Origin of the sequence: Cognatundibacterium crateris (assembly GCF_010078235.1) — a bacterium.
In the GTDB taxonomy this organism is placed as follows: domain Bacteria; phylum Pseudomonadota; class Gammaproteobacteria; order Burkholderiales; family Burkholderiaceae_D; genus Undibacterium; species Undibacterium crateris.
In genome coordinates, this window is the sequence record NZ_JAABOS010000010.1 from 151,121 (window position 1) to 157,528 (window position 6,408).

Annotated in this window: 5 protein-coding genes; 1 reads left to right on the plus strand and 4 read right to left on the minus strand. The window is 51.3% G+C overall.

The features are described from left to right. Positions 1–98 precede the first annotated feature (98 nt). Together EYB48_RS17085 and thiL are read right to left on the minus strand one after the other, a co-directional pair. Positions 99–623 (minus strand): phosphatidylglycerophosphatase A family protein, encoded by a 525-nt coding sequence (locus tag EYB48_RS17085; RefSeq protein WP_235935233.1) that lies wholly within the window; start codon positions 621–623, stop codon positions 99–101. Then, entirely contained in the window at positions 620–1,588 is a 969-nt protein-coding gene (gene thiL, locus EYB48_RS17090) for a thiamine-phosphate kinase (RefSeq protein ID WP_162021589.1), read from the minus strand. The genes EYB48_RS17085 and thiL overlap by 4 nt, the downstream gene beginning before the upstream one ends. Before the next feature lie 542 nt (positions 1,589–2,130). Between thiL and EYB48_RS17095 the strand changes: the two genes are divergently transcribed. Beyond that, positions 2,131–4,440: an NADP-dependent malic enzyme gene (locus EYB48_RS17095; protein WP_162021590.1), complete on the plus strand. Its 2,310-nt coding sequence runs from the start codon at positions 2,131–2,133 to the stop codon at positions 4,438–4,440. Between the two features lie 48 nt (positions 4,441–4,488). Here the strand turns inward: EYB48_RS17095 and EYB48_RS17100 are convergent, their stop codons facing one another. Next, positions 4,489–5,415, minus strand: a complete 927-nt coding sequence (locus EYB48_RS17100; protein WP_162021591.1) for a 5'-nucleotidase — start codon at positions 5,413–5,415, stop codon at positions 4,489–4,491. A 163-nt stretch (positions 5,416–5,578) separates the two neighbouring features. After that, positions 5,579–6,232 carry a DNA oxidative demethylase AlkB gene (gene alkB, locus EYB48_RS17105; protein WP_162021592.1) on the minus strand — a complete coding sequence of 218 codons (654 nt, stop codon included), beginning with the start codon at positions 6,230–6,232 and terminating at the stop codon, positions 5,579–5,581. Positions 6,233–6,408 lie beyond the last annotated feature (176 nt).

The window sequence follows — 6,408 nt, forward strand, 5'->3', positions numbered from 1 at the left end:
ATTGCGTTGAGCGCAATATTATGCGGATAGAGTGTAATTAAGGCAATACATGCCTGAAGTTTGCCATCTGCTTATTCGAGATGAAACGTGGCAATCTGCTATAAGCTGCGCCACAGTGCGATGCACAGCAGGCAGAAAAAGGCCGCCACAATGTCATCGAACATCACACCAAAGCCACCTTTGAAGCGCTGGTCAAAATAGCGTATCGGCGGTGGTTTTACCATGTCAAAGAAGCGGAAAATCAGAAACGCAGCAGTCTGCGCCTGTGCACCCGCAGGGGTGACCAAAACTAAAACCAGCCAGAACGCAATAATCTCATCCCACACCATACTGCCATGGTCGGCGACACCCAGATTTTTGCCTGTGATATGGCAAGCCCAGATGCCGGCTACGAAGCCAATCACGATGATGAGCAACCAGTTCCAGGGAGTGAAAAACGCAGGCCAGCGGTCGCTGAAGATATTAAAGCTCAGCCAGGCAAACAGGGTGCCCATGGTACCCGGAACACTGGGCGATAAGCCACTGCCAAAGCCTTGCGCCAGGATATGCGCAGGATGACTGAACATGAAGCGTGCACCGGGGCGTAGTATTTGGGCCGTTTGCCCGTTATCCAGAGTGGTCATGGGGTAGAGAAGTGATCGAAAGACTGTAAATGTAATTGCAGCGGCTGCTGCTGCGCATCGAATAAGCGTAAGCCGGGTTGTGCTTCAATCTGGCCGACGCGGCTTACCCGGGTTTGGCTGGCTGCCGCTGCCGCCAGTACCTGCGCACGTTGGTCCGAAGGTGCGGTGAAGCACAATTCATAGTCGTCGCCGCCAGTCAGACAAAAGCGCCGGCGCAGTGCAAGCTCTTGCTGTTGCAGCATAGGGCCGGCTGGCAAGGCATCCACCCACAAACTCGCACCAACACCTGAGCGCTTCAGGATATGCCCGAGATCACCAGTCAGGCCATCTGAGATATCCAGTGCCGCATGGGCGATACCTCGCAGCGACAGTCCCAGCTCAACTCTGGGCGTAGGCATATGCATACGCAGCGCTGCCTGTTGATGGACATCCGAAGTTAATTCCAGCTCTTGCCAGTATCCGGCCAATGCCAGCCGCGCGTCACCTAAGGTGCCAGAGACCCAAATATCATCGCCGACTTGAGCGGCATCACGACGTAATGCCTGCCCCGGTGGGATTTCACCAAATACCGTAATGCAGATATTCAGCGGCCCTTTGGTGGTGTCGCCGCCGATCAGACGGCACTGATGTTGATCGGCGAGTGCCAGCAAGCCCTGCGAAAAAGGATGCAGCCAGTCAGCATTCGCTTCTGGTAAGGCCAGCGCCAGGCTAAAGCCCATAGGACGCGCGCCCATCGCAGCCAGATCCGACAAATTCACCGCCAGGCATTTATGTCCCAGCATACGCGGGTCGGCGTCAGGGAAAAAGTGTCGGCCCGAGACCAGCATGTCGGTAGAAACTGCGGTTTGCATGCCAGCCGTTGGCTGTATCAACGCACAGTCGTCACCCACACCCAGTACCAGATGCGAGTCGGCCGGGGAGTGATGGGCGAAATAATGTTGGATTAAATCAAATTCGGAGAGCATGCGCGCATTGTACCGAATACCAGAGTCTGTGCGGCTGAGTTTGTCAGCGGAAACACAGGGTATGCGCTTCTGGTTTTGACTCAGACCCGGCTGGCGGTCAGTAGCATATTTTGCACATCCGGGGACAGACTGTAGGTATGGAAAGTCTGCCAATTATTGACACGTTGCCATAATGTTTGTACTGCTTGGCGGAGCTGGAGCGCGGTTTGCATTCTTTGTATCCTTTCATACTGGATTGGGTGTTCTGTTGCAGGATTGCATGGGATGACGAGCTTCATGTTATGCTGCGCCAGGTACTTAGCTATCAAAGTAGTATTGATGATAGTTATATGTAATTTATTTGTGAAATTAATTGTTTTTATTGGTTGGATAGTGGCTTGCTATGCGATTAGGGTTTATTCATTCGAATTAGGCATGGACCTATGCGCTAAAAGCATAGAAACCGTACAAATACGTATGAAGAATGAAAGCCTGCTCTGCTAGAATCTAGAGCCTATCCTCCAACAGTAAGTTTTGAGTAAGTAAAAAAGAAAGAAGGCCGTATGGATTCAGCAGATCAGAAAGAGCAAATTCGTCAGCAGTTGCGTCAGGCAGCGCTGGAATATCATGAATGCCCGACACCGGGCAAAATCAGCGTGACGCCAACCAAGCAACTGACCAACCAACGTGATCTGGCGCTGGCTTACTCTCCTGGCGTTGCCGCTCCTTGTGAAGAAATCGTTGCTGATCCGACTGCTGCATTTAAATATACGGCGCGTGGCAACCTGGTTGGTGTCATCACCAATGGAACTGCGGTGCTGGGTCTGGGCAATATCGGCCCACTGGCATCGAAGCCCGTGATGGAAGGTAAGGGCGTCCTGTTCAAAAAATTTGCCGGTATCGATGTGTTCGATATTGAGATTAATGAACCAGATCCGGACAAGCTGGTTGATATCATCGCTTCGCTGGAGCCTACCTTTGGCGGTATTAATCTGGAAGATATTAAAGCCCCTGAGTGCTTCTATATCGAGCGCAAGCTGCGTGAGCGCATGAAGATACCGGTCTTCCATGATGATCAGCACGGCACTGCGATTATCGTCGGCGCGGCGATCATGAACGGTCTGAAAGTCGTCGGTAAAGACATCAAAAAAACCAAGATGGTGGTGTCAGGTGCAGGCGCAGCAGCGCTCGCATGTCTGGATCTGATCGTCGATCTGGGCTTCCCGATCGAAAATATTTTCGTCACAGATTTAGCAGGTGTGGTGTATCAGGGGCGTACAGAACTGATGGATCCGGACAAGGCACGCTTTGCGCAGGACACCAGTGCGCGCACTTTGCGCGATGTCATTCCTGATGCCGATATCTTCCTTGGTTTGTCTGCGGCAGGTGTACTGAAGCAGGACATGGTCAAAATGATGGCCGCGAATCCTCTGATTCTGGCACTGGCCAACCCGACACCGGAAATTCTGCCGGAAGAAGTCAAGGCGGTGCGCGACGATGCGGTCATGGCGACTGGCCGTTCGGATTTCCCGAATCAGGTTAATAACGTATTGTGCTTCCCGTATATCTTCCGTGGCGCGCTGGATTGTGGTGCAACCACCATCACCCGTGAAATGGAAATCGCTGTTGTCCACGCCATTGCTGAGCTGGCTCAGGCGGAACAATCTGACGTCGTGGCTTCCGCTTATGGCATTAGTAACCTGTCGTTTGGTCCGGAATATCTGATTCCTAAACCATTTGATCCGCGCCTGATGATTAAGATTGCGCCAGCGGTAGCTAAAGCGGCAGAAGAATGTGGTGTGGCTGCGCGTCCGATTCAGGATATGCAGGCTTACGCAGATAAGTTGCAGCAATTTGTCTACCACAGCGGCACCTTTATGAAGCCGCTGTTCCAGATCGCGAAGAAAGCACCGGCTGAACGTAAGCGCATTGTGTATGCCGAAGGTGAAGACGAGCGTGTACTGCGCGCAGTACAGGTGGTGGTAGACGAAAAGCTGGCGACGCCGATTTTGGTTGGCCGTCCGCAAATTCTGGCGCAACGCGTAGAAAAATTCGGTTTACGCATTCGTCCTGGTATTGATTTTGAAGTCATCAATCCGGAATTCGATCCGCGCTACCGTGATTACTGGCAGACTTACCACCAGATGACTTCTCGCAAAGGCGTCACTGAGCAATACGCCAAACTGGAAATGCGCCGCCGTCACTCCCTGATTGGTTCCATGATGGTCCATAAGGGCGATGCAGATGGCATGATCTGCGGTACTTTTGGCAATTCCACGCTACACTTGAACTACATTCATCAGGTGTTGGGTAAGCGCGAAGGCGTCAATGTCTATGCAGCGATGAATGCGCTGGTACTGCCAGACCGTCAGCTGGTGCTGGTGGATACCCATGTGAATGAAAATCCGACTGCAGAACAACTGGCGGAAATCACGATTATGGCGGCTGAAGAAATGCGTCGCTTCGGTCTGATGCCTAAGGCGGCTTTACTGTCGCATTCGAATTTCGGTTCGAGTAATAGTGAATCTGCGCAGAAAATGCGTGCCGCGCTGGAGATCATCCGTCGCGATGCGCCAGATCTGGAAATTGATGGCGAAATGCATGGCGATACCGCGCTCGACTCTGCCTTCCGGAAAAAAATGATGCCGGATACGACTTTGAATGGCGATGCCAATCTGCTGGTCATGCCAAATATCGATGCCGCTAATATTGCCTACAATTTGTTGAAAACAACGGCCGGCAACAATGTGGCGATTGGTCCTATCCTGTTGGGTTGCGCAAAACCTGTGCACGTCCTGACACCATCGGCAACAGTACGTCGTATCGTGAATATGACGGCATTGTGCGTAGTGGATGCAGTTGCTCAGCGCTGATAGTTTGCTGAGTCTGTATTAAAAAACGGAGGCTGATGCCTCCGTTTTTTATTGTTGTTCCTGCTGTTCCTGTTGATTCTGGCGGATAGGTACGCGGCCGGTAGGTACAAAATCAGATGCCTTGATACAGTGACCATGCTGATCATCAAAAAACATATGCGGTTTAAAAGCGGCCAGCACTTCTGATTTATTTACGCCACCCATGAAAAAGGTTTCGTCAATGGCGATGTTCCAGGCGCGCAGAGTACGAATCACACGTTCATGCGCCGGTGAGGAACGTGCTGTGACCAGAGCTGTGCGTATAGGAAAAGCGCGGCCATCCGGCGTTCTGAACTGATTTTGTAGATACGAGAGTGCAACCAGCAAGCGTGCAAACGGTCCCTCGGGCAAAGGCTTTTTGGCATTCTCTCGCTCATGCTGCTCAAACGCCTCAACCCCGTGCTGCTGATAAATTCTTTCGGACTCGTCCGAAAAAATCACGGCATCTCCATCAAAGGCGATGCGTATTTGTTCCATGTCGGCCGCATTGGGCGGCATGGGATACAGCATCGCGGACGCGACGCCAGAATTGATCGCAGCCTGCACATCATCCTCATGTAAAGACAAAAACAGGCTGACATTAAATGCCTTGAGATAGGGAGAGAGCGGTGCGCCGCCAGTTAAGGCAGCACGGCTGATGTCCAGTCCATAGTGTTCTATCGAATTAAAGATCCTGAGCGAGGTTTCGGATGAGTTACGTGACATCACAACGACCTCTACCATGCGCTGCTCAGGCGCCAGTGCATTTAGCTTCAGTAAAGCTTTGACCAGTGCAAATCCGGCTCCCGGATTTAAGACCTTGTTTTCATGTCGTAGTTGGTGGGAGCGAAAAGCATCCAGCCCCTGTTCACGGAAAATCTCATCTTCCGCTTCCAGATCAAATAAAGCACGTGAGGAAATGCCGATTACCAGTAAGTGGTCTAAGGAATAAGCCATAGATGTGTACAGTGTTCCAGGTGATGGTGAGTGACAGGTGATTAAGCTGTGCCTGAAGCGCGGCAGACTATTTGCTGCATTAGTAAGAAGATATCACTGTCTGTAGACTTGCGGTGAGCGGGGTAAAGTCTTTTATTTTCGTTCAGGTCCGATGAAGCCCCGCTTAGCCCGCCCGCCTGAATGTCAGATTTATCCGGCAATCTCCAAATACAGGGTGATATCCGGCCTGTATGCGCGATATACCATGAAAGCGCAAGCGGCTTTGATTGCCCCAGACTAAAACATCACCATGCATCAGGGGAATTTTGCGGCTTGCATCTTCGCGCCGCATTCCGCCCAATAGAAATTGTGCGCTTAAACCTAAAGACACAGAAACGATAGGATGCTTGAAATCTTTTTCGTCTTTGTCCTGGTGCAAACTTAACTGAGTCTCAGCCTGGTAGCGATTGATCAGACAGCTGTCGGGCAGAAAATCTGGAAAGCCCGCATACAAGGCAGATTCGCGTGCAAACTGCTCCCAACTGACTGGCATCGCTGGCCATGGCTGCTCCGTGAGGGGATCAGCAGAATGATAGCGATATCCATACTGATCTGAAATCCAGCCATACGGGCCACAACTGCTGGTTGCAACTGCCATGCGTCGTCCACCAGGCGTGAACATATGTCTGAATGGCGAGATATTTAAAATAGCGCCTAGTTGTTGATGGATGTCAGATACCAGATGGCTGGCTGCACCGCGCAGCAGAACCACACCCGGTTCTATCTCTTCTGGCTGGGCGGATGTATAAGCGAGCGCATCAAATAAATCGTAGTTCATCTCGTGATGCTAAGTGCAAACCAGTTTTTGTTGCGCCGAATAATAGTTAAGACAACGGTTTGAAGAGAATAAACAGAAGATTCTGATCAAGGTGTTGACACAATCCGGTCGAAGCTTCATAATCTCGTTTCTCTGCTGCTTACGAACAAAACGATTCGAAGCAAACGCCGCAAGGC